The organism is Akkermansia sp. N21116 (genome assembly GCF_029854705.2).
Taxonomy (GTDB): domain Bacteria; phylum Verrucomicrobiota; class Verrucomicrobiia; order Verrucomicrobiales; family Akkermansiaceae; genus Akkermansia.
Genome location: NZ_CP139035.1, coordinates 2078468 through 2101884 on the forward strand (window position 1 = coordinate 2078468; position 23417 = coordinate 2101884).

At 54.3% G+C, this 23417-nt stretch carries 12 protein-coding genes; all 12 read left to right on the plus strand.

The genetic code is table 11. The features are described 5' to 3' along the window. Positions 1 to 84: 84 nt before the first annotated feature. The 12 genes from QET93_RS08085 to QET93_RS08140 all read left to right on the plus strand — a co-directional run bounded on the left by QET93_RS08085 (position 85) and on the right by QET93_RS08140 (position 23396). On the plus strand, positions 85 to 10911 hold the full coding sequence (locus QET93_RS08085; protein ID WP_322189937.1) for an autotransporter-associated beta strand repeat-containing protein: 10827 nt from the start codon (positions 85 to 87) through the stop codon (positions 10909 to 10911). A 141-nt stretch (positions 10912 to 11052) separates the two neighbouring features. After that, entirely contained in the window at positions 11053 to 11580 is a 528-nt protein-coding gene (locus QET93_RS08090) for a hypothetical protein (RefSeq protein WP_280131596.1), read from the plus strand. A gap of 243 nt (positions 11581 to 11823) precedes the next feature. Continuing rightward, positions 11824 to 13092 (plus strand): TlpA disulfide reductase family protein, encoded by a 1269-nt coding sequence (locus QET93_RS08095; RefSeq protein ID WP_280125648.1) that lies wholly within the window; start codon positions 11824 to 11826, stop codon positions 13090 to 13092. Continuing rightward, positions 13085 to 14467 carry a CCA tRNA nucleotidyltransferase gene (locus QET93_RS08100; protein WP_322189938.1) on the plus strand — a complete coding sequence of 461 codons (1383 nt, stop codon included), beginning with the start codon at positions 13085 to 13087 and terminating at the stop codon, positions 14465 to 14467. The genes QET93_RS08095 and QET93_RS08100 overlap by 8 nt, the downstream gene beginning before the upstream one ends. Positions 14468 to 14629: 162 nt before the next feature. Continuing rightward, positions 14630 to 16426: an alpha-amylase family glycosyl hydrolase gene (locus QET93_RS08105; protein ID WP_280131593.1), complete on the plus strand. Its 1797-nt coding sequence runs from the start codon at positions 14630 to 14632 to the stop codon at positions 16424 to 16426. A gap of 12 nt (positions 16427 to 16438) precedes the next feature. Next, a complete protein-coding gene (locus tag QET93_RS08110) occupies positions 16439 to 17209 on the plus strand; it encodes a hypothetical protein (RefSeq protein ID WP_280131592.1) in 771 nt (256 codons plus the stop codon). A gap of 65 nt (positions 17210 to 17274) precedes the next feature. Then, a complete protein-coding gene (locus tag QET93_RS08115; RefSeq protein ID WP_280125652.1) occupies positions 17275 to 17973 on the plus strand; it encodes a MotA/TolQ/ExbB proton channel family protein in 699 nt (232 codons plus the stop codon). Positions 17974 to 17991: 18 nt separating this feature from the next. Then, complete coding sequence (locus tag QET93_RS08120) at positions 17992 to 18420, plus strand: hypothetical protein (protein WP_280125653.1); 429 nt, start codon at positions 17992 to 17994, stop codon at positions 18418 to 18420. 44 nt (positions 18421 to 18464) lie between these two features. Beyond that, on the plus strand, positions 18465 to 19247 hold the full coding sequence (locus tag QET93_RS08125; protein ID WP_280125654.1) for a hypothetical protein: 783 nt from the start codon (positions 18465 to 18467) through the stop codon (positions 19245 to 19247). 331 nt (positions 19248 to 19578) lie between these two features. Beyond that, positions 19579 to 21372, plus strand: coding sequence for a collagen-like protein (locus QET93_RS08130; RefSeq protein ID WP_280131591.1), 1794 nt, complete (start codon positions 19579 to 19581; stop codon positions 21370 to 21372). Positions 21373 to 21389: 17 nt separating this feature from the next. Continuing rightward, a complete protein-coding gene (locus tag QET93_RS08135) occupies positions 21390 to 22196 on the plus strand; it encodes a hypothetical protein (protein WP_322189939.1) in 807 nt (268 codons plus the stop codon). A 162-nt stretch (positions 22197 to 22358) separates the two neighbouring features. Further along, positions 22359 to 23396 carry an endonuclease/exonuclease/phosphatase family protein gene (locus QET93_RS08140; RefSeq protein ID WP_280131589.1) on the plus strand — a complete coding sequence of 346 codons (1038 nt, stop codon included), beginning with the start codon at positions 22359 to 22361 and terminating at the stop codon, positions 23394 to 23396. Positions 23397 to 23417: the final 21 nt, after the last annotated feature.

The window sequence follows — 23417 nt, forward strand, 5'->3', positions numbered from 1 at the left end:
AATATAGGTTCCAAAATGGTTTTTTTTGGTTGAAAACGGTTTTTGGATCTGCTATATATAAAACGTTAATATCTCTCGTAAACTATGAAATTGCGACTTCCTATTCCATTGGCGGCAGCAGTACTGGCTGCTATCTCTTCCGTCTCCTATGCTGCGACTTCCGGAGCAACGATCAGCATCAACTTCGATAAAGGCAGAGGCGAAGCTACTTCCACGTCCGGGCTGATTGATTCCGAATACTGGAATCAGATGGAAGGAGCGGTTCTGACAACTCCGACAGCTATGTTCAATTCTCTTAATGTGCAGACGGATATCAATCTCTCCTTTACATCCAAGAATACATGGGGGGTTGATAAAACAGATCCTCTGTTGAAAGGCTATTTGGACGATGGTACGGACGGAACCGGTACCAGCAAGGGGCCCCAGGTTCAATTGACCAATCTGAACACTCAGTTTTTGGTCTATGATTTGTACATCTATGCTTCTACCGATACGGGAGGTGCAAAATTTTCTGCCAAAGAAGTGAATGGTGTCCTGTATTCGATGGATGGAGACAAAACAATCGTTGGCGGGGGAATATGGGGAGATACAAATACAAATGCAGAGCGTCCTGTTTTAGGAGGGAATGCCATCCATATTTCCGGGTTGAGCGATGATGTTCTCGATATTTATGGAGGTCGCAATACAGGTGGAGGGCGAGGATGTATTGCCGGTATGCAGATTGTTGCCTATCAGGGGAAAGTGTTCCAAGGGAGTTTTACGTCCGGTACGGCCAATTGGGGCGATGCCATTTGGACACTTGACGATGCATCCGGGCAAACATGGAGTGATTCAACAGAAAGTGCCCGTTCAATTGCCTATATCTCCGGAACCGCTGCCGACGGCACTACCTTGAGCCTTGGAGGTAACACTGTGACAACGGACGGCATAATCCTCAAAGGAGGGCAATTGACTCTGGATAACGGATCTTTGACATGGACGGATTACGCACAGGGACGCCTGGATATCTCCCAAGGGACTTCTCTGACGATCAACGAAAATGTGACGGTAAGCGGTACGGTTAATCCCAGGGTAGACGGAACACTGACTTATAATGCCTCTTCTGCCCTGGGATCGGTGACGATTAACAATGGGGGCATTCTCAATTACAATTCCGAAGCTGTTCTCAATTCATGTGCCATTAATGCCGGAGCAACATTGAATTTCAATTCCGGCAGCATAACAAATGCCATCGTTTTAGGCCCGGGAGCGGAACTTAATTATAACGGAGGAAGCATTACGGGCAATATCTCCGGAAACGCGAATTTAAGACTCAACAATGAAGTCGTATTCAACCAGAACCAAGCGATCCTGACGGGCGCTCCTCTCCATATATCCAGTTCCACAGAACGAACTTGGAGTTACGAAACACTGACTTTTAATGGTAATTCCGGAATTGGCGTCGGTGAGGGCATGACGATTAATGTGACCAAGAATTTTGGAACCGAAGGGGGAAGTGTCGTTTCCATTGTGACCGGTACTCTGGCAATTGAGGGTGGTGCTTTCAGTGCGCAACGATTAATAACGAGTGATTACGCATGGGCGACTTCCATCCTACAAATTTCATCAGGTTTGCTTGATATTACGGGTACGGGGGATGGCAGTCATAAGGCTGCGGTTTATGCTGTGCGATTGGGACATTGGAGCTATGATTCGGTAACGAGATTCGATATGAGCGGTGGGGAATTCCGGGTTGTCAATGGGGCAGTCCGTACGGGGGATGATGGTTATACGATATGGAATATGACTGGCGGTACCGCTAACATGATGGGCTTGAGAGCAGCGGGAGCTTCAACATCCATTACAATGAGCGGTGCCGATACCCGGATGAACATCGGTGAATACGGAATTTCCGAGGGAGGCAATCGCATTTTGCTGAAAGGCGGTACGATTGGCGTCCTTGATGAAGGCTGGACATTGGATGCTTCTACCTCGTTGCGCATGGCCGGAGATGTAACCTTCGATACACAGGCGACTTATAATCGGCAAACGGATACGTTTGAGGCGGGCGGAGGAAAGACCGTGACTTTGAACGGGATTTTGTCTCAGGAACCGGAGGGTGAAGGTATTTCCGCCGGGAAGCTGATTAAGACTGGCTCCGGAACATTGATCCTGAATGGAAAAAATACTTATACGGGCGGTACGGAAGTCCTGGGTGGGACGTTGAATGTCCTCAGCGGCAGTATTTCCGGTCCCATCAAGCTGGGTACGGGAGTGACTCTCGGTTATTTCGGCTCGTTGGATTCCCTGCAAACGTCGCTTACGACGGATAGCGGGACGGGGAATACGCTTGCCTTGAAATGTTTTTCCTATTTCCTGGATGGAGCGACCTCCTACTTTGGTACACCCGAAACATTTTCCAGTCATTTCTCGGCAGGCCAGCTTGTATGGGATAGCCGGATGTCGGACGGAGAATATGTCTTGGGGGGAGGTTTGAACCAGGTGACGATTGTCGATGCCGGTTTTGCTCCCGTTGGAGGTGGAACCGGAGTTTTGACGGATGGTTCGTCATTGTCTCCCGATAAATACGGCACTTTGTCCTTGAATGGCAATACGCTGACCTGGGCTCTGAATCAAGCGGCACTTGAGAATGACGGCATGTCGATTATTTCCTGGAAGGATTCCTCCTGGCTGGCACAAGGCGCTCCAGGATTTGCGGCTCTTGCCGGAACGGGAGGAACGGTTGACGGGGATTGGGCTCTTTGTGCTCAAGGTGATGAAAAATTCTATTATTTAAATGGAGCCAACGCTGCTGCCGTCATCACCGGTTCCGGTGATACTCCGGCATATCTTGTCGGAGGTATGCTTGCTGCGGGAGACGACAAGACCGCAACAGTCCAGAAGAATGTCTGGCTGGATGTGAGAGGCGGGAACTTCAAAGGAATTTTTGGAGCGAACATGAATCAATGGTCTGAGTATAATCGGGCTTTTGTGGGAGATACACATCTTCAACTGATCGGCGATACGACCAGCAATCTCGTCATGGGGATGGGGCCGGCATATGCTGCCAGTATGACGGGCGATTCCTATATTTATATCGGCGAAAATGCTCAAATATTGAATGGAGCTTCCGGTTACCCCTCCACAATGGACGGCAATGTTTACGGGGGCGGTTACTCTCCGGACAATGTCAGTGTCAACTTTACCGGGGATACTCATATTACGATTGCCAATGTGCAAACGACCGCGGGTAACGTGTTTGGCGGTTCAACGATGAAAAACACTGCGTCTGCTCTGATTCATGGCGGAAGTACGTACATTACCGTGGATTTGGAGGCCGGCCAATCGGGAATCTTTGCCAAGAATATTTACGGCGGTTCGCATATCGGAGCAGAAGGCGGGGGAAGTCCCAATCTCACCATTAATGGAGATGGTAATGTATCGGTCACTGCACCGGCTGATGTGACGTTTTCCGGGGTGATTGCAGGCGGCGGCCTGATTTCGGGAGGCGGCAGTGCTAATGCTCAAGTCAATGTGCTGGGTGATACCCATGTGACGATTGACGGAGGAACGTACAACAATCTTGTTATCGGCGGCGGACACAAATCCGGCGGTAACGGGACGGTTTCGGTTGGCGGCAATACGAATGTTACGATCAAGTCGGGCACGTTCCGCAACGTGATTTACGGGGGCGGTTCCGGGGCTGGAGCGACGGTAGCCGGCAATACGAATATTGTGGTGACGGGCATCAGTTCTTCCAGCCGTATTTTTGGCGGGGGCAATTTGATATCCGTGGGCGGCAATACGTCGGTTTCGGTATCCGGCAGTGCGGACAAGCGGTTGATCATTGTCGGCGGCAGCCAGCTTGCCTCGGGGGCGACGGATGTGGGGGTTGCCGGCAATACGAATGTCGTGTTCGGCGAAACGTATGGTGCGGGAGCTGATCTGGATGCCGTGGATGCGGCCAACCAGGCAATGCGTATTTTCGGTGCCGGGTTGTATGGTGTTGTGTCCGGAGATTCGACCGTAACGTTCAAGAGCGGTACTTTGGTAGGTGAATTGGATGGATCCGGAGTTCCTTTGACGGGAGTCGGTGCCGATCTGGCCGGCGGCGGCTGGGCCGGAGGAGTGACCGGCAATACGACGTTGAATCTGGAGGGTGGCACGATCGACATGAATGAGGCCCGGCTGATTGTGGGCGGCAGCGCCGAGCACGACCGGGGCGTCGGTGGATCGACTCATATTTTCATCGGTAAGGATCTGCTGGTTAAGCACAACAACGCGATTTATGGCGGGAACTACGGGAACGGTACGATCGGCGCCGGTACGAACGTGACGATTTCGGACGTTGCAGCAGGAGACCGCTTCTATGATTACACGGGAACGATTTATGGCGGATCGGCGGGGACGGGTGCCGTGACGGGCGACAAAGTCCTGAATTTGGACAATGTATCGGCTCTTCTGGCGAAATTCTCGGGTTTCGATACGATGAACGTGAAGGGCGGGGCGGGGACGACGTCGGTTGTCTCTCTCGGTTCTTCGACGGTGAATGTGGTAACGTCCGGGAGAATCTTGTCGGTAGCGCTGGCTTCGGACGAGAGTATCGCGTCCTTGTCCGGAGCGGGTTCCCTGCTCTTGACGGGAGGGGCGCTTACCGTGACGGGAGCCTCCGACAGTACGGGCAGCATCACCGTCCAGGGAACGGGCTCCGTCCTGAAGGCGCAGGGCGCTTCATCCGTCGGCAAAGGCAGCGTCATGTTGAGCAATGGCGGTACGCTGTTGTTCTCATCGACGGCGTTTGATGCGATGGAGGCTGCGTCGAAAATCACGATAGGCGGTACGGATGCGGCCTCGTCGAAGGGGACGCTGAGGTGGGACGGCACGGGCAATGACAAGGATATCTCCGGTTTGTTGGATATCGCCGCCGACAAGGAACTGACGCTGGATACCAACGGCAATGAAGTGACCCTGTCCGGGATCATTTCCTCGGGGAATTTCGTCAAGACCGGAGCCGGGACGCTGACCATGTCGGGTGCCAGTACCTATGCGGGCACGACGACGGTTTCCGACGGGACTTTGAAGGCGGGCCATGTGTCCGGTTTCGGCACGGGTACGGTAGTCCTTGCCGGCGGAACGCTGGATCTGGACGGCAAAGCGGCAGCCAACGGAGTGACGGTATCGGGTACGGCCGTATTGAACGGAGGCTCCGCCTATGCGGGAGTGTTGACGCTTGACGGAGGTACGCTGACGGGTGATGCCGTCAATTTGGCGGAAGGCAAGACGGCTCAGTTGAAGAGCGGTTCGATAGCCAACGTTCTTTCCGGGGACGGAGGGATTGAGAAGTCGGGAGAGGGTACGGTCGTGCTGACCGGGGAGAATACCTACGCGGGAACGACGACGGTTTCCGGAGGGACGCTGAAAGCAGGCGGCCTCAAGGCTTTTTCCGGCAGTACGGTTACCCTTTCCGGCGGTACGCTTGATCTGGATAACCTGGCTATTGAGAATGCACTTTCGGTGACGGGCGAGACAACCGTTGCCGGCGGAAGCGCGTATGCCGGGACGCTGAAGATGGATGGCGGAACCCTGAAGGGGGACGCCCTCCATTTGAAGGAAGGTACGACTGCCCTGTTGTCTTCCGGTACGATTGAAAGCGTGCTGAGCGGCGGCGGTGCCGTCACGAAAACGGGGAACGGGACTGTGGTGATCAAGACCCAGCCGACGTATACGGGCCTGACGACGGTGTCCGGCGGGATGCTGAAGTTCGACGATACGGCGCTGGCTTCTCCGAGACTGGGGAATATCACGATGTCCGGCACGGGCGTCCTGTCCTCGACGAATTTGACGCTGACGGGCAATTCCGTATTGACCATGAACATGGCCGGCCGGGAAACCGGGGATGCGTCCTTCGTATCCCTGAGCGGCACGTTTACCAATGAGTCGACGGCTGACAAGAACCTCGTCCTGTCAGGGTATCAGGATTTGACCCCCGGAACGTATCAGTTGTTTACCGGGAATGACCTTCTGAGCCTTGGTGATTTCAAATACGTTTTGTCGGATACGAGTACGCGCGGTTTCCTGATGGACATGGTGGACAATACTGTCGTCCTCCGTGTTTCGACCATTGTCTCGTGGACGTGGAAGGGGCAGGCGGGAGATACGAATGCCGTATGGAAGGGTGTGAACGAAAGTCCGGGAGAGGTCTGGGATGCCGATGAATCGGAAAGTCTCCAGTATGGTCCGGATAACCAGGTGCTGTGGTTTGTCAGTACGAGCCAGAGCCATGACTTCAATCACACCGTCACGATTGTCGGTGACGTGACGCCCAAGTCGGTGACGGTGAGTAACGAGTCGGGAGATGCCAATTCCTTCGTCTTTGCCGGAGATTCCGATGCCAATATCACCGGAACCGCCATCCTGACAAAGCAGGGCGGCGGCCAGTTGACGATTGAAACGCACAATACGTACGAGGGCGGAACCCGTCTGGAGGGCGGTACGGTCGTTGTGACCAACGATGATGCTCTCGGCTCCGGACTGATCACGTTCCGGGCCAATGAAACGACTTCGGGCGGGACTCTCCTTGCCAAGGGAGACGTGACTCTGGACAACCGTCTTTCCGCGGAAGGCGTTTCCTTCTCGGTCGGCACAGTGGCAGCAGAAGACCGTTTGACCCTGACTCAGGGCGAAGACATCAAAGATGCCTCTATTTCCGTAGAAGGGGCGGGAACTGTCGCCCTGGCAGGAATCAATCATACCTCCGTGTTGACTGGTACGGTGAGTGTTGACGAGGATTCTACGCTGGCATTGTCCAATACGGGAGCCGATCAGGAAATCGCCATCGGCGGTCGCTTGTCGGGAATCCTTGGGACAGTGGAGAAGAACGATGGCGGCTCCCTGCTTCTGAAACTCCAGAACGGCGACGATACCTTTTCCGGCAAGTTCTCCATGGCTGACGGCTGGCTGGTGATGTCCGGTTACAAGCCAGACGGAATATCCGACGTTACTCTGTTGACGACCAATGACATCGATGTCGCCAATCTACGTCTGACGGCCAGCGCTACGCTGAAGATTGGATCGGCGGATTCGGAAGGCTCCGTTCGTGTGAAGGATTCCCTGGAACTGGGGACGGAAGGTTTTTCCGGCGCTCTGATTCTTGATAAGGGAACCTTGGACGCCGCCGATGCAACCGCCATTCTCGGCCAGAATGGTTCCGGACAATTGACGATCAACGGAGGCGAAGCTGCGCTGTCGGGCATCCAGTTCGGGTCGGAGGATTCGGCCTTGACCGTTCATGGAGGCAAACTTGTCTTGGGAGCTTCCGGTATTACAGGAACTCCCGGAACGGTGACGCTGGGGAACGGAGTTTTAAGTGCGGCGACCTCCTGGAGTTCGGATCATACGCTTGTTCTGGCCGGTACGGCCGACAAAGGCGGTTCTACCGTCGATGTGGGGCAGGGGCTTTCCATCTCCTTGTCGGGAGCATTGTCCGGCAGCGGAGTCATGACCAAGAGCGGAGCCGGTTCACTTGTGCTGTCCGGCACGAATGAAGGAGACACCCAGTGGGACGGCACCCTGACGGTGACGGAAGGCGTTGTCGAACTGAGTTCCTCCTCGGCTCTCGCCAAGGGCGGCCTTGTCGTCGACGGCGACTCCGCCTCGGCCGATCTGGGCGGCCTGGGCATTGCCAACGCCATCACGATTAAGAACGGCAGCCTGACCCGGGCCTCGGGCTATGTTTCCGATTCCAATGTCTCCATCCTGGCCCATGAAGGAGTGGCCGGCATTGATCTGGGAGGTTTGAAGGCATCTGCCATTGCCTCCATCCTCGTGCCGGTTAAGACGGATATTTCTCCCTACCGTGCCACGACGATCAGCGGCATCGGTTCGGGCAACCTGACGCTGGAAGGTCCGACGACGCTCATGCTGGGTGAGAACAACTATGTGCCCGGCTCTTCCGGACGCGCCGATGGCGTCATCGTCTTCGGTTCCGATGCCGGGGCGTCAGCCGCCGGACATGACGTCTCCCTGGGTTCCCTGACATTGGGCCTGACGCTCGACCTGCAGAAGTCGATCTCACGGAACAATCTGGAGGGCACGACCGTCCTGCTGCAGCTCACCAACGGCCGGCTCGTTGCCGATGCTCCGCAGACGCATAGCGCCACCTTCAACGGCTACAGCGATCTTTCCGAAGGATCCCTGGCATGGCTCAAGTCCATCCGTTTCAATCCGTTGCTCCAGTACCTCGGCTACGCCGTGAAGACGGTCGATATCAGCCAGGCCCAGTTCGATTCGTACCTGTCCGACGGCCAGGTGGCGATCACGGCGGGCGGAGACGTTTATTTCGCGTCGGACGACAAGGGTCAGCTTAACGCGGGCACGCATTACAACTATCTCGACGCGTACAAGGCGGTGGTGATCGACGAGGATCTGGACATCAGCCTGTCCGGGGCTCCCGCGGCGGGCAGCGGCCATCCCGCCGGGTTGAAGGTGGAAAACCTGCTCGGGGGTCTTGGCGAAGATGGAACGGTCTATACCATCACCGTTGCCAACGCTGATCCCGGATCCGGGGCGGCGAAGATCAACTTCGTCAACGGTCTGAACACGGAAGGCGAGAAGCTCGATACGGTCTATGACGGCAACATCGCCGGCGGCAGTGCGGACTTTATCAAGACGGGCGCGGCGGGATTGACGATCAATGGATCGTTTTCGACGAGCGGTACGGTAACAACGTCCGAAGGCACGCTGACGCTCAACGGGACGAGTTCCTTCGGAACCCTTGATACGGGCAGGGAGGGAGCCATGACCGTGATCGGTGGAACCGGCAAGACCGAAAGTCTGAAGGGCAGCGGCGCTTTATCCCTTTCGGGAGAGGCCTCCAGGCTGACGCTGACGGGAGCCGGCAATACGGTGCTCGATACGCAGGTGACGGGCTCCGGCACGCTGGACATGGCCGGCGGAACGCTGCTTGTCGGCACGGGAAGCCTGTCCTCCGATACCACGCTGAACCTTCAGGAACATGCCGGGTTGTACATCGGCGGCGGCGAAACCATCGAAATGGGCTACCTGACAGGCCCGGGTACGGTCGACTTCCAGGGAGTCGACGCGGCGCCTGCCGTCCTGAAACTCACAGGCAATGGCGAAGGAACGATTTCCTTCGCGATGGAAGGCCGGGGTACGTTGGCGAAGGCCGGTACGGGGACGCAGACGCTTGCCATGAGCAATGACTCGTTGAGTCTTGACGTCCAGGGCGGCCGCCTTGTCGTGGACCTCCCGTCCGGCACGGCTTCCTACGGACATCTGGCGGTGAACGACGGGGCGGAACTCGTCCTGAAGAACAACGCGAAGTCCTCCGGCCTTCTGGTCCATGGAGGGGGGAGCCTGGTTCTCGGGACATCGGATCCCGCCTCTACGGTGGGCCATATGAAACTGGACATCTCCGGGAACGCGGCCTTCGGCGAAGGCTCCCTCCTGACGACGGTAGCGGCTCCGGGGATCGACAACACGTCGGTATCCGCCACGGGTACGGTGACGCTGCCGGAACGCATGTCCCTGCGGTTCATCAACCACGATTCCGAAGGCTGGAATGCGCCGTTGTCCGACCTGGTCGTGATGGACGCGACGGGAGGTTTCCTGAACGTCTCCGGCCAAACGCTGGGAAGCGGGACGGATTTCACAGACTGGACGGTGACGTTTGAGAAGAGCATTTCACTGTTCTACACGTCGGCCGACCTCTCCATCGGCCACGACGGCCGCCAGCTCCTGGCAACCCCCGTCCTCAACAAAGTCAATACGCTGGATCAATACGCCGGATCCGAAACGGCCAAGGCCGGGGCCGGCCTCATTTGGAACGCCGGACTGCAGAAGAGCGGCAGCAATCTCGACTTGCTCCTCTCCTCCATCATGGACGACATCAAGACGGGCAGTGCCTCCTCGGCCAGCCACAAGATGGCCGCCGCCGCCGGCAGCACGGTAACGAGCCTTCTGGGAGCCCAGCAGGCGGACTACCGCTACCAGCAGACTCTGCTGCGCAACCGGATGACGACCATGGGGCTTCCCGAAGGGTACAACTACGACGGCGAACTGCCGCTGTGGAACGCCTGGGTACAGGCCACGGGGACGTATAACAGCCTGACGGAGTCGGGCGACTTCGCCGGTTACAAATACAATACCTGGGGAGGAACCTTCGGTGTGGACACGAACCTGAGCGAAAGGCTCACGGTGGGGCTGGCGATGTCGGCGAGCTACGGCAAGCTGACGTCGAACGGAGCCGACACTTTGAGCGGCGACCTGGACATCTACTACGCGAACCTGTTCGCCCGGTACCAGAAGGGCAAGTGGGGTCACAACTTCATCGTGACGGCGGGTTGGAGCGACGGAACGGTCGACCGTACCGTCAACTACGGAGAAGGCAGCTACACGGGACACGGCTCGACGAGCGGTTCCACGTATGGAGCGATGTACGAAGCGACCTACGACATTGCCTTGAACGAAGAGAACAATGCGATCTTCCAGCCGCTGGTCAACGTGAGCGTGATGCGCAATGAAGTGGACGACTACAATGAGACGGGAGCCGGCAACGCGGGTCTCCGGGTGAGCGGTCTTGAAGGGACGTCGGCGACGGTGTCCGTGGGCGGACGTCTGATGGGGATCATCGGCGGGAACGTGTTCGGTCGCGAATCGCTAGGGGAACTCCGGGTGCAGGTGGCGCAGGACCTGGGCGACACGCGCAGCGAAGGCAACGTAGGATTCCTGTCCAATCCCGGGTTCAGCCGGCAGGTGAAGGGAAGCAAGGCGGGGACGACGGGGCTCCAGTTCGGAGCCGGGTTGAGCCTGCCGTCCGGCGAAAACGGGACGATATTCGTGGATGCTACGGCAGACATCCGCAGCCGTATGACGTCGGCGAGCGGTAGCATCGGCTATCGTTATAACTTCTAAAGTAGACGCAATACAATAGAATACACCGGGGCAGTTCCATTAGTCGCAAAGTGGAGCTGTCCCGGACTTCTTGTTAATGCAGATGACTTTTGGAGTCCTGAACGCGTATTGACATTGGATAAATCTGTTTTACTTTTCCCCATGCAATTTGTTTGCCGTTTATTCGCTTTTTTGTTTGCCATTATTGTTTTGTCTTCATGTTCTGTTACTTATGGGAACAAAGAAATTCAAGATGAAGTGCTGGTCGCCAAAATCAAGGCGGGGGAATACAGTAAGCCCATGCTCTATGAGCGTCTCGGACAACCGTCTGATGTTAAATCCGGTTCCAATCGCGAAAGCCGGTGGATTTACCGTTTCCGCAAGGCGGACAATGACATGTTCGCCTATGCTCCGATGGGGGCGGGATTACTGATCGGAGGAAAGAATGGCGACGTGCTGACACGTACGTTTTACTTTAACAGCAACGGGATTTTAGAGAATGCTACGTATTCGGTCGAGAAACTTTATACCTCCAATTTGATGTCTCTGGGCAGGACGATTCGTGCAAATCTGGATTCGAACGACTCTCAGAAGAGGGTCGAGAATGAAATGAAGGTGATCGGGAAACCGTTCGATTTCGATTTGGCTGCTGATAATCAGAAACTTGAAGATGCATTGTCCTCGAATTGAATTCGTATGACAAAAGGAATTTTTGCCGATTGAACGAAAAGCGGGACAGAAGTGTCGAACCGTTATCAATGATGCTCTGAAGAGTTTGGAAGGAGAGAGCCGAATCTTTAGCTAAAAAGGCATTATTGAGTTTCATATATAGGTAGTAGTTGGGAATCCCGCAGATATAAGGTCAAGGCCGTCTGCGGGATTCTTTTTTTGCGTTGCCTGCCTGCCGGATTGACTGCCACCGTGCGGGAAGGCATGATGGAAATAAATATGAAGAGCAACGTTCTTGGTATAGCTTTGGTTCTGGCAATGACCGGAATGGCATCGGCCGACGAGGCCCGGATGAAGGATATTCTGACATCATGGGATTCCCGGATGACCGAATGGAATGCGGCCTATGAATTTGCCCAGCCGGAACGGCGTGCAGAACTGGAGAAGACGAAGCCCGATCCCAAGACGATCGTTCGTGCCCTCTGGAAGGAAACATCCCCTCTTCTTCAGAAGCCGGAATCATTGCCAGCCGTGGTGTGGCTGCTGGAACATCCCGAGGCGATTGCTTCATCATTCGATGCGGCTTCTCAGAAAAAGATCGCTGCTTCTTTGCTTGAATCCGTGGAGCATTATCTGGTCAGTTCTCCGGGTATTGGTCGGGTGGCTCCGGTGCTGGGACAGTCGAGTAATTTGCGTTGCCGTGAAATTCTGGAAAAGATCCGTACGGTGAACCAGAATCCCAAGGATCAGGGGATGGCGGCGATGGGGCTTGTGCTGTCCATGCGGGAAAAGAATAGCATGCTGCAGGATGATCCGAAGCTGAATGCCTTCCGCTTGAAATATTTGCGAGAAGCCATCCAGAAGAGTTTCGAGGAATCTTTTGGCGACTTGGGTAAAGTGAAAGATATTGCTCGGGAATTGCTGTACGACATTAACAACCTCAGTACCCGCCGCAAGGCCCCGGCGTTCAGTTTGCCAACGGCAGAAGGGGCTTTTGTCAGTATTCCCAAGGCTGTTCCTACGCTTCTTGTGTTCTGGAAGCCGGATTCCGTTCAATCTGCGTCTCTGGTGGCTAAATCCAATGTGCTGAAGGAGAAGTATCCGAATCTGGATATTGTGCCGATTTGTCTTTCTGAACCGGCGAAGGCTGCGGAGACGATCCGCGCCATGAATATTTCTATTCCCGGGTTGTATGATGCGAAGGGCAGTGTGTTCCAACTGTATCGAATTGCCCAGGTTCCGTCCGTATATTTACTGGACAAGGAAGGAGTGGTGCGTCTGAGAGGTGTGCCGGACATGTTGTTTGAATCAATTTTGGACCAGACGATGTCCCGGCTCAATAGCGGGCAGAAAGATCCTGCCGTCGTTCCTCCGCCTTCTGCCGCCTCTCAGCAGCAGGCCGTTCCTGTCGTCCCCAAACCTGTCGCTGTGCCTGCGCCCGTGCCGAATGCGAATGATTCTCAATCGAAACCGGCCGGACAGGGGGGACTTATTGCTCCTCCCCCTCTGCGGCCCATGCCGGAAGATGCGTGACCTTATGGATGATTGCCGATTGATTGAGTCAGCGCGCAAGGTGGCTATCCGTCTGCGTAGTGCGGGATATGTTTGCTATTTTGCCGGGGGATGCGTCCGAGACCGTCTTTTGGAGGTGCCTTTGCATGATGTGGATATCGCAACGTCTGCCGTGCCGGATGAGGTATTGGTTCTGTTTCCGAAGGGAAGGGCGGTAGGAGCCCATTTCGGTGTCGTGCTGGTTCCGTGCGACGACATTTACTTTGATGTGGCGACATTCCGCAAGGATGGGGACTACAAGGATGGGAGACGCCCGGAATCGGTCCATTATTCATCCCCCCGAGAAGATGCCTTCCGCCGTGATTTTACGGTTAACGGGATGTTTGAAGATCCGGAAACCGGGGAAATTATCGACTATGTGGGCGGCCTTGAAGATTTGGAGAAGAAGCTGATCCGTTGTATCGGTCATGCGGAGGAGCGTTTCCGGGAGGATTCCCTTCGCCTGATGCGCGCCGTGCGGCTTGCGGTAACGAAAGGGTTTGATATTGAGTCTTCCACCTGGGATGCGATCCGAGATCATGCCGACTGGCTGGGACGGATTGCTCCGGAGAGGATTCGTGATGAGTTTGACAAGATCCTGCTTTCGCCGCATCGCCGCCGCGGAGTGGAAATGCTGGTGGAGAGCGGCCTGATCAAATGGATCATTCCGGAAATCATGGAACTCGTCGGTTGCGACCAGCCGCCCCAATGGCATCCGGAGGGCGATGTTTATATCCATACGATGATGATGCTGGATCGCTTGGAGGACGATGGTACCGAGCCGTCGCTGGAATTGGTGCTGGCAACGTTGCTCCACGATATCGGCAAGCCTGCGAGCAGGTTTCTGGATCCGGAAGATGACCGCATCAGGTTTTCCGGACATGAGGCGGTGGGACGCGACATGGTATCCGGTATTTTGCGGAGACTGCATTATCCGAATTCTGTGGTGGATGCGGTTTCCTTCATGGTGGGGCGTCACATGCAGTTTATTAATGTGGACAAGATGAGACGCGGGAAGGTACGCCAGTTTATGGCGTCTCCCGTGTTCGATGATGAAATGAAGCTGCACCGCGCCGATTGCCTGTGTTCTAATGGAGACTTGGGACATTATCGTTTTTTGGAGGAAAGACGGCGGGAGATAGAGAATGAACCTATTCTTCCTTCTCCCTTCGTGACGGGACGGGATCTGATCGCGATGGGGATGAAATGCGGTCCCGTTTTCAGAACGATGCTGGATGGCTTGTTTCTGGAGCAGATTGAAGGACGCCTTAAAACGCGGGAGGAAGCTCTTGAAGCGGCCAGGCAATACTGGAAGTCCGGCAAGTTTCCAGGCACGGAAGGCGAACCTCCGGTTTGAAAAGCGATCTTGTCATTTTGAAAACGGGGTGCCTATTTGAATTGAATCTCCGGAGGGATTCTGTTAAGTGTAACTAGAAATATGTATCCGGAGATGGCGGTGTTTTGGATGATGAACGATTGACGCCGGCACCCATCCGGAGTTTCCCAGAAGGATTTTGTTATGATGCGCCCCGTTATTTATCAGCTTTTTGTCAGACATTTTTCCAATGACAAAATAGACGGCATCCCTTGGGGGAGGAAAGAGCAGAATGGATGCGGGACATTTAACGGCGTTACGAATGAGGCTCTTGACGGACTGGTAGCCATGGGTGTAACCCATCTTTGGCTGACGGGGGTGATCCGGCATGCGACGTGTACGAATTATCCCGATTTGCCGGCCCAGCCCGAGAGTATTGTGAAGGGATTGGCAGGAAGTCCGTATGCGATCGTAGATTATTATGATGTGGATCCCGACCTGGCGGAAAATCCCCTGTTACGGATGGAGGAGTTCGAAGATTTGCTGGCGCGCTGCCATCGCAAGGGGCTTGTTCCGTTGATTGATTTTGTGGGGAACCATGTGTCGCGCGGGTATGAATCCCGTCATGGCGACCATGACGGATTCGGGGATCATGACGATACGTCTTGTTTTTATCATCCGGACAATTCCTTTTTCTACCTGCAATACGGAATCGGGGAGGGCAATCCTCCTTTCCGCCTGCCGTCGGGGGAATGGAAAAAGGAACTTTTCATGGCAAGAGTGACGGGAAACAATGCCGTGACGTGGCAGCCGAGCCGGTATGATTGGTATGAAACCGTCAAATTGAATTTCGGCTTCAATTTTCTGGATGGTCCGGGGGTAGCCCGGAATTTGCCCGGAATAATGGCTGCCGGAAACCAGGTGCCCGGGACGTGGCGGAGCATGGATGAGATTCTCGCTTTCTGGCAGGCCAAGGGAGTGGGAGGATTCCGGTGCGATATGGCGCACATGGTGCCGATGCCGTTCTGGAAGTGGGCGATTGCCCGGGCACGCGTGCGTGACAGGGGCGTTTTCTTCATCGCGGAGGCGTATGACGACCATATGAAGACGACTGAGGGTGATCCTATGCCTGATTTACTCGATTGCGGGTTTGCTGCGGTGTACGACGCCGGCATGTACCATTTGGCGACGGATATTTACCAGAAGGGAGCCTGGGCCAACGATATGGACCATTTGAACAAGATGGGCAATATGTTTATGGAACGCGGGGTGAGGTATTTGGAAAACCACGATGAACCGCGCATGTCGTCTCCGGAGCATTGGGGAGGGAAGGGCCGGGTTGTCATGCCCGCCGTGGAAGCTGCTGTTCTGGGAGCGGGAAGAGGGCCTGTGCTGATATACAATGGACAGGAAGTGGGGGAGGATGCCCAGGGACCTTCGGGTTATGGCGGGACGGATGGCAGGACGAGCATTTTCGATTACACATGCTTGCCCAGGTTGCAGAAGTGGCTGGATCACGGGAGATTCGATGTAGAGAAGCTCCCGGAGGAAGACAGGCGGCTGCGGGAGTTCCATGTAAAATTCCTTAACTTGCTGAAACATCCCGCAATGGCGGAGGGAGATTTTTACGGTCTCAACTGGGCCAATATGCAAACTCCCGGATATGGCAGGGAGAAGGGGGAAAAGGTTTCCGGTCATTGGGTGTACAGTTACCTGAAGCATGATAGAGCGTCTGGCCGGAGCGTGCTGGTTGTGGCCAATCTGTCGCCGCACAAGAATTTCCCCGATCTGCGCGTATCCATTCCGGAGAATGCTTTGACGTGGTGCGGCAAGGCGGGTGGCGGGTATGTGCGATTTACCGATCTTTTGGAAGAAGAGACTCCGGCTATTGAGGTATCTGTCCGGGAATTGCTGGAGCCCGGGATTAGGGTGCCTTTGGATAGCGGGCAGGTTTGTGCGATGGAGTTGACCTGTGATGGGGAAGGAATAAGTACCGACTAAAAACAGTATCCCATGAAGAACAGGAATTACAGAGAATTGAAAGGAGTTGCAGAATCCGCCCGTCTGGCTCTTGCCCCGACATTGGCAACCAATGCTCTGGTAGCATGGGTTTGGACGGCTGGTCAGATTCCGGAAGGGAACGAGTGGACAGGGTGGTGCATGATTGTCTTGATGGGGCTTTGCTTCTATCTCTACGGAATGTGGGAAAATGACCGTCTGGATGTCCGCTGGGATGCAAGACATGGCTTGGATAGACCCGTACCCCGGGGCGATGTGAGTGTTTGGACTCTGCGGTGGCTGTCGATGGCGGACGGGACGCTTGGTCTGATTTTGAGCGGGGCTGTCGGGGGGAATGTCCTGCTGGGCCTGCTTCTGATTGCAGTGATCATTTTCTATAACTGGATGCACAAGCAGTGGTCGAAGGTGGCGCTTGTACTGATGGGGGGAAGCCGGGGTGTATGGGCTTTTCTGGCATGTGTGGCTGCCCTTGTGCAGATTTCAGGGATGAGCTTCGATGCCTTGATAGGAGAGAAGCTGCTGATGTATAACATTCTCTGGTACCCGGCGAGCCTGGCTCTTTATACGATGATTTGCACGTGGGTGGCTCAAGGTGAGACGGAGAGTCCGACGCGGAAGAAATTTGCCGTGGCCCTGCTCTCGGGAATGTGCCTTCACGATGCCGTGTGGCTGGCGTGTTTGCAGGCATGGAGTGCCTGCGGGATGGCTTTTGGAGTGTATGGTCTGGTTCTTTTACTGAGGCTTTTGAAACAGAAGGTTTCGTGACGGAATGGATGATTAGGTTTGTAATAAGCCTGTGGATGTGAATAATCAGTTGGAACGCGAGAACGATGACTGAGCTTATTGAACAAATAGGACCTTTATTTTGGGTTTTGTGCGCCTTTTCCCTGTATGGACTTGCCGTTGTGGCGGAGCGCTTCCTGTATTTTCACCGTGTACGGATTAATATCGGGGATTTCTTGAAGGGACTGGCACTGTTGATCAGAAAGAGGAATTTCAATGAGGCATACCATGAGGCATCCATGATGCCCGGCCCGGTAGCCCGCGTGGTGGAGTCGGTGTTGAGCCGTCCTTCCCTGCCTTTGCTGGAGCTGAGGTCTGTGGCGGAAGAATCCTCTCAGCTGGAAGTGTACAAGATCGAAAAGAATATTCGCGGCTTGCTGGTGGTGGCGACTTTATCTCCTTTGATCGGTGTGCTGGGAACGATTTTTGCGTTGGTGAGGTTTTATTCTCAACCAGGTGTTTTCGAGGGCAAGGTGCCGAACCTGGTGATGTCCGAGGCAATGTTCCAGGCATTGTTGTCTTCGGCATTCGGACTTTTGGTGGCTATTCCGGCCTATATTTTTTATGCTTATCTGTCGTCTCGGGCTCGCCTGGTGATTCACGAAGTTCAGCGTGCGGGGATGGAAGCGGTTTATCTGGTTTCCGATATGCGTCATGAGGAAGGTAGCGAGGCGATTGACGATGACGGGGATGAATCCGATGATGAGGAGAGAGGAAAGCCTGCCGGGGCTGTTTCCCGTGGATAAATTCCAGCTCTGTTTGCTATGAAATTGGAGTCCACATTGCCGAAAGGCGCTTTTTTCGTGCATCTGGCAGTTATCCTGGATGTCGTGGTTCTCTTGTTTGTAGTGACGTTGATTACGACGGGTATTGTTCCCAAGTACGGATTCAATGTGAAGACGCCTCCTTCCGAATTTTTGATTAATATCCAGGGGGAATACTATGTCGTATCGGTTACGGCCGGCGAATCTCCCGTGGTTTTCTTCGATAACCGCAGGTTGGAGAATGGCGTTGCCGGACTGGAGAAGGAATTGGATGATATTGTCGCGAAAGAGGGTAGCGAGGGAGCGGGCCGCATTACGATTATTTTGAATATGGATCAGGCTGTGAGTCGGGCCATGGAGCAGAAGCTGATTGAGATGGTGTTGGAACATGGGTTAACGTGCGCCGTGGCCGGATCGCCTTTGGATTAACCGTGTGTGTTGTTGTTCAATAGTTGTGAAGGGTTAAATCCGGTATGATGGTCAAAATCCCAAGGAAGTGGAGAAAGAAAAGGGAGGATCACAACGCCGGGCTGGTGTTCGACTGGAGGGGGACGGGATTTTTCTCCTGGCGGGTGGTTTTATTTTTTATCCCTTTTGCTCTGTTGCTGATTGTGGGGATGAATTGTGTCGAGGTATCCGTTCTGGATTCGAATTTACGCAAGTCGCATTATTCCGGGATGGTGTTTTTTTTGGAGTCGGACTCATCCGGGAAAACGATTCCGGGCAGAAACAATGCTTCTCCTATTCTGGATCGGACTCCGGTTTGGGCAGATCCTGCCTACTTGGGGAATAGCGGCGGTGCTTTTGTTCCGTTGACTGCCGGGTTGGGAGACCATGAGGCGCACCTTGTGGATGTCGACATGGGAACGCCCAGTAAGTTGCAGACATCTCTGTTGTCGCAATTATCCTATCCTTCCCCTTCTGTGGAAAAATGGCTGGTGCCGTCTGCTGACAGGCCGGTCGTTTTTATTCCGGAGGCTTCGTCTCCCGACGATGATTTGTCCGGGATGGAGCCGGTGGCTGATGTGAAGCCGACCATGGGCAGGAATTTCATGGGGCTTCAGACGTCGTTTTGGGTTGTCGTATCGCCGTGGGGTGTGCCGACGCATGTTGTGGTGACGGAAGGCTCGGGAAATGAAGCAGCCGACGAGGCGGCCATGGGGTATATCCGCGAGTTGAGATGGATTCCTTCCCGGAAAGACAGGAGCGGGATGATTATGGTAACATGGAAAGAGGAAGAGGAGGAGGGGATATGACGTTTCAGGTGGAGGAATTTCTGGTATTTCTTTTTTTGGCGGCGATGATCTTCTTCGCTTGCGTGTATGTAACGGCTTTGCTGTGGGATTGGTGGGCGAAATGGAGAAGAGGCGTTTCCCGTTGGGTTTGCAGGCTTTGCGGCATGCGTTTTTATGTACGTCGCGGTACGGGTACCCATGAATGTCCGCACTGTGGAGCGCTGAATAGTGGACAGAGGCGTTTCAGGCGTTAAGGGAGCGGGCATGAATTGTCCGGTTGTTTTTTGTGGATTACAAAAAATGTTTTTTGTGGTTGTGATCATTCGTTCACGGACGAAGGAACATCACAAATATGAGAATTTACATTAATCCTGATTACAGCATTGCCGGCGAAGAGCATTTCCGGCTATCGCGCGGCGACTCACGGGAATTGGAGGTCTTTTTCATGGAACCTTATCCCGGTACCGGATTCCGGAAACTGAATCACTTGACGATGCGCTTTGGCGCCAAACCGAAGGGAGATTACCAGTTCGATGGTTTTCTAGTTTATACGGATCATTTTGAATTAAGGGAGGATTCGAGGAAAAATCCGTACTACGCAGGCATGATTCATTTTGATTCGGCTGTTTTGTCCGATCTGCTGGCCAATGACGACTATGTAGAACTCATTGCCGAATTGGAACTGAAGATCGGTTCCCTGACTGTGACCGTGCCGACGAGGCAGTTGAACCTGCAAATTCATAATGATGTGATCAAGGGGACGGAGGGTCTGCCGGTACCGGTGCCTGAGTATGTGACGGAGGAATATGTTGCTTCAGAACTGCAGCGTCGAATAGATGCAAGCTTGGAAGGCTATACGGTTCGCCTTGAAGGGGCAACCGGAGAGGTTGAGGAAGCTGTCTCCGGTATTCGCGAGGTAAAGGAAACGGTGACATCCGCTGCTGCTGCTGCTGCATTGTCGGCTGAAGGAGCATCCGGTTATGCCGCAACTGCGCTTGCCGCCGCAAAGGAAGCGAATCAAGGGGCGGCTGTCGTTGCTGCGGCTTTGGCCGAAATGCAAGGACTGACAATCGGAACAGTAACGACTTTGGATGCGGGGACACAGGCAACGGCTTCCGTGGTAAATGGTAAACTGAATTTAGGAATTCCACGAGGAGAGGTAGGTGCTGCCGGTTCTCCCGGCGTACAGGGGCCCAAGGGGGAACCCGGGGCTCCGGGAGCCAGAGGGGAAACCGGAGCGCAGGGGCCGCAAGGCATCCAGGGCATTCAGGGCCCGAAAGGCGATCCGGGCGGAGTTACGTCGATTGGCGGGAAGACGGGGGCGGTTCTCCTGGGCGAGAATTTGTCGATGATGGGCCTGACGTTGAATGCGGCTGGCAGCGGGGAGATTGATTTGTCGAATTACGACGGGCCTGTCCACCTTTCCTACAAGGGGAAGAACATACTGAGTACGCGTGATGAAACGTGGGAGAGGACGTCTGTGCTTGATCTGGGGCCATTGAGCGGCAGCGGCAATGTGAGCGTAGCGGTTGGACAGGGAATAGCCGTTGCCGCGGGAATCAATGCATCGACCCTGGATGGATGGGAGGCATCGAGCTTTGTTCGCACGGCAAACATCGGGACATACGCGGTCACCTCATTTGGCGGTAAGAAAGGGGCTATTGGCGTCGGCTCCAACCTGAGCATGTCTGGAAATACAGTGAACGCCTCCGGAGGAAGCGGCGGCGGAGTATCATCCGTGAATGGGCTGACGGGAGCTTTGGAATTGAAGATGGGGACGATGAGTCACCCGGATGATTCGGAGGTCATGGCATTGTATGTGTATGCCTCTGATGAGTACGGAAATCGGTCGAATGCTTCCGATACGTATATGATGGGAATGTATGGGGCGGCGGGCGGCCCGTATACGCAGTGCCTGGATTTCTCGCACATTCCGGCGGACCTGTCGAATTACCAGGGGGAAGTGAACATCTGTGATGCCTACGGGAACCGCGTACTCTATGGCGCATCAGGCGAGGTGCATGTGGGCTCCGGTACTGGGAAGGTGGCTTTGTATGGGCCGGCTTCGACGCTGGAGGTGACGGGGGGCATCAATATTTCAACCCAGGGTGGAATGTATCTGAACGGGACGAAGATTCACAATTGAACAAGATGATGAAGAAGATGGAAAAGAAACAGACGGTGTGTATGTTCTGCTACAGGGGGGAGGAGGAGGTGATCCTGATGTCGGTGGATACTCTCCGTCGCCGGATGCCTTATGCGAACATTCATATATTCGATGACGCGGGGGATCCTCTCCCTGCCCATATTGTTGAAAGCCTCCGACGATCCGCCGGCGTGCATTACCACGTAACCGGCTTTGCCCGCGGAAGGAACCTGAATGGGAAGGCGGCGGTATGCGGAGTGCTCGACAGCCTGCTTGCAGCGGCGCGGGAGGATGGAAATGAGGAGGGGTATGTGATCAAGACGGATCCCGACACGTTGTTTTTGAGGCCGGACGAATATCTGGCGATGATGGAGTCCGGCTGTGCCTGGATGACTCATCCAGTGGTGGACCGTTTCTTCAGCGGCATGTTCTATGCTTTATCGGTGAAGTATTTGCCGCAGATATCGGCGAATGCTCATCTCATGGAGATGCCGGAAGATGCGCACGAAGACTCCGTAGTAGGGAGCCTTGCCAATATTGCCGTGCACAACAGTCCGGATGGATTCCATTGGTTCAATGTGTGGAATGAGAGACACCGGTACCGTTTTTGTTCGTTTGATCCGCACCGGATGGATGAGCGGGAGTATGTGCGCTATTGCGCGCGCTACGCGCATATCTTGACGGTAGGCAATACGGGAGTGGCAGGTCTTCCCCAGGCCTACCGGGTAAAAATGATGCGGGACGTACTGGATGAGTTTTACAAGATCGAACAATCGGCGTCCGGGTTCATGAAAGAGGAGGAGCTTGAACGGAAAAGAGAATAATTCGATCAAGAGAAAGGAATGGGCGTGAGGTATGTTAAAGTAGCCTGTTCCATGTAATGTCCGGATACGCATTGGACTGGAGGAAGGGAGAGCAAGGGATGGATGTGCGTATCCGGCTTTTGATGAAAGGTTGCCGTTTTTGGGATCGTATTTAATTAGTAAATGAAGAAGTTATTGTGGATTTCATGCCTTTGCCTTGCGATGGCTCTGTTTGTATCGTTTAAACCACGATATACGATATCGCTTTTGCAGTTCAATATATGGCAGGAAGGTACGGTTGTTTCTGGAGGTTTTGATACCGTTGCTGATGAAATTGCCAAGGCGGATGCCGATTTTGTGACCTTGAGCGAAGTGCGCAATTACAAGGACACCCGATTTTGTGACCGGATTGTGGAAAAACTACGAGAGAAGGGGAAAACCTATTACTCATTTTATTCCAACGATTCCGGAATTTTGAGCAAGTACCCGATCAAGGAATCTTCAACGGTTTACCCTCTCAAGAACGATCAGGGATCGATTTATAAGGCGGTTGTGGACGTGAATGGCCGGGAGTTTGCCGTCTATACGGCTCATCTTGATTATCGTCACTGTGCTTCCTACCTGCCGCGCGGTTATTCCGGGACGGATTGGCACCGGTTGCCGGAAGCTGTCAAGGATGTGGATGCCGTGCTGAAGGATAACCGGGATTCGCAGCGGAGTATAGCTATTGCCAAGTTTCTGGAAGAAGCAGCCAAAGACAAGGCTATGGGACGCATTGTCCTATTGGGGGGAGATTTCAATGAACCATCCCATTTGGATTGGACGGAGAGTACGGCCCGTTTGTTTGACCACAATGGTCTTGTCATACCGTGGGATGTAACGGTTGCTCTGGAGAAAGCGGGATTCATGGATGCCTACCGAGAAAAATATCCCAATCCCGTGACACATCCCGGCTTCACGTTTCCGACGGATTGTCCGGGGGTTCCTCTTCAGAAACTGGCTTGGTCTCCCAGTGCTGATGACCGGGAACGTATTGACTACGTTTTTTATCTTCCGGAACAGAAATTATCATTGAGCAAGATTCATATGATTGGCCCCAGCGGAATGGTGTGCCGCAATCAGCGGATTCCTGCCGATACCAAAGATCCGGTAGAAAAACCTTCCAATCTGCAAAAATGGCCAACGGACCATCGCGCCCTGTACGCCGAATTTGCCTATTAGACAATTTTTTTGGAATAGCAG

What these genes read in the sequence shown, in the direction of transcription:
- QET93_RS08085 (WP_322189937.1), top strand. Translation starts at nt 85, where the DNA reads ATGAAATTGCGACTTCCTATTCCATTGGCGGCAGCAGTACTGGCTGCT.
- QET93_RS08090 (WP_280131596.1), top strand. Translation starts at nt 11,053, where the DNA reads ATGCAATTTGTTTGCCGTTTATTCGCTTTTTTGTTTGCCATTATTGTT.
- QET93_RS08095 (WP_280125648.1), top strand. Translation starts at nt 11,824, where the DNA reads ATGATGGAAATAAATATGAAGAGCAACGTTCTTGGTATAGCTTTGGTT.
- QET93_RS08100 (WP_322189938.1), top strand. Translation starts at nt 13,085, where the DNA reads ATGCGTGACCTTATGGATGATTGCCGATTGATTGAGTCAGCGCGCAAG.
- QET93_RS08105 (WP_280131593.1), top strand. Translation starts at nt 14,630, where the DNA reads ATGATGCGCCCCGTTATTTATCAGCTTTTTGTCAGACATTTTTCCAAT.
- QET93_RS08110 (WP_280131592.1), top strand. Translation starts at nt 16,439, where the DNA reads ATGAAGAACAGGAATTACAGAGAATTGAAAGGAGTTGCAGAATCCGCC.
- QET93_RS08115 (WP_280125652.1), top strand. Translation starts at nt 17,275, where the DNA reads ATGACTGAGCTTATTGAACAAATAGGACCTTTATTTTGGGTTTTGTGC.
- QET93_RS08120 (WP_280125653.1), top strand. Translation starts at nt 17,992, where the DNA reads ATGAAATTGGAGTCCACATTGCCGAAAGGCGCTTTTTTCGTGCATCTG.
- QET93_RS08125 (WP_280125654.1), top strand. Translation starts at nt 18,465, where the DNA reads ATGATGGTCAAAATCCCAAGGAAGTGGAGAAAGAAAAGGGAGGATCAC.
- QET93_RS08130 (WP_280131591.1), top strand. Translation starts at nt 19,579, where the DNA reads ATGAGAATTTACATTAATCCTGATTACAGCATTGCCGGCGAAGAGCAT.
- QET93_RS08135 (WP_322189939.1), top strand. Translation starts at nt 21,390, where the DNA reads ATGGAAAAGAAACAGACGGTGTGTATGTTCTGCTACAGGGGGGAGGAG.
- QET93_RS08140 (WP_280131589.1), top strand. Translation starts at nt 22,359, where the DNA reads ATGAAGAAGTTATTGTGGATTTCATGCCTTTGCCTTGCGATGGCTCTG.